Below are 1,548 nucleotides of genomic sequence, written 5' to 3'. Positions count from 1 at the left end.
GAACTTTTGGTATGGAGATGCCTATGCGTAAGACCTTAATCAGCCTCACCGGCCCCGCCTTCGTTGCTGCAGTGGCTTACGTCGACCCCGGCAACGTAGCCGCCAACATCAGCGCCGGCTCCCACTACGGCTACCTCCTGGTGTGGGTACTCGTCGTGGCCAACCTCATGGCCATGTTCATCCAGTACCACTCCGCCAAACTGGGCCTAGTCACCCACCGCTCCCTGCCGGAAATCATGGGCGAGCGTCTCTCCCGCCGCGCGCGCCTAGGCATGTGGGCCCAGGCCGAGCTCATCGCCGCGGCCACCGACCTCGCCGAAGTCATCGGCGGCGCCATTGCCCTGCAACTCCTCTTCAACCTCCCCCTGTTCGCGGGCGCGCTCATCATCGGCGCGGTCTCCATCATTCTCCTCATCTTCCAGAAGAAGAACCAGTGGTTCGAGGGGCTTGTCATCGGCCTGCTCCTGGTCATCTGCATCGGCTTCCTTGCCGGCCTCGCCATCGCCCCGCCCGACCCCGCCGACGTGGCCGGCGGCCTCATCCCCCGCCTAGAGGGCAAGGACAGCATCCTGCTGGCCGCCTCCATGTTGGGCGCCACCGTCATGCCGCACGCCATTTACCTACACTCCTCCCTGACCAAGCAGCGCTACCCCGACCTGGAAATCCCCCACGTGCTGGCCGGCACCCGCGCGGACATCGCCGTGGCGCTGTCCATCGCCGGGCTCGTCAACGTGGGCCTGCTGGTCCTGGCGGGCTCGGCCCTCTACGGCGTGGACGGCACAGAGACCATCTCCGGGGCCCACACGGCGATTGCCAGCCACCTCGGCCCGCTGGCCGGCGTTCTCTTCGCCATCGGCCTGCTGGCCAGCGGCCTCGCCTCGACGTCAGTGGGCGCCTACGCCGGCTCCGAAATCATGGACGGCCTGCTTCACATCAAGGTCCCCCTACTAGTCCGCCGCCTGGTCACGCTCATCCCGGCGCTGGTCATCATCGGCTGCGGGGTCGACCCCACTATGGCACTGGTGGTCAGCCAGGCACTTCTTTCCCTGGGCATCCCCTTCGCCATCATCCCGCTTTTCCGCTATGCCGGCTCCCGGGACGTCATGGGTGAGTTCGCCGCGAAACCCTGGTCTATGGCCGTGGGCTGGACGCTTGCCGCGCTGGTCATCGCACTCAATCTCGCCCTCGTGCTCCTGCCGCTGCTCTAGGCCGCCTACAATCAGCAGCCATGATTGAAGTAGCAGCCGTCGTCATCCGCAACCCACAAGGCCACGTGCTTACCGTGCGCAAGAAGTCCTCCACCAAGTACCAACTGCCCGGCGGCAAGCCCGAGGCGGGCGAGGCGCTTGTCGACGCCGCCCTGCGCGAAGTTGCCGAAGAAGTAGGCCTCACCCTCGACGCCGAGAGCCTCAACAAACTCGGCACCTTCGACGCTCCCGCCGCCAACGAACCGGGCGAGGTCGTCGTCGGCACCATCTTCACCTACACCCGCACCGTCACCGCCGACGAACCCCATGCCGCCGCCGAAATCGGCGACACCGCCTGGGT

At 66.3% G+C, this 1,548-nt stretch carries 2 protein-coding genes; both read left to right on the top strand.

Annotated features, from left to right (window positions below; all coding sequences use genetic code 11):
• Window positions 1-23: 23 nt before the first annotated feature.
• Window positions 24-1,208 carry an Nramp family divalent metal transporter gene (locus tag MHK05_RS11790; protein WP_011272788.1) on the top strand — a complete coding sequence of 395 codons (1,185 nt, stop codon included), beginning with the start codon at window positions 24-26 and terminating at the stop codon, window positions 1,206-1,208.
• A 20-nt stretch (window positions 1,209-1,228) separates the two neighbouring features.
• Window positions 1,229-1,548 (top strand): NUDIX hydrolase (locus tag MHK05_RS11785; protein WP_239206890.1); only part of this gene is annotated, 320 nt, incomplete at its 3' end.

It is taken from the genome of Corynebacterium nasorum (assembly GCF_022347325.1).
In the GTDB taxonomy this organism is placed as follows: domain Bacteria; phylum Actinomycetota; class Actinomycetes; order Mycobacteriales; family Mycobacteriaceae; genus Corynebacterium; species Corynebacterium kefirresidentii.
Note: the sequence above shows the minus strand (reverse complement) of the source record. Positions and strands in the feature narration are given on the sequence as shown.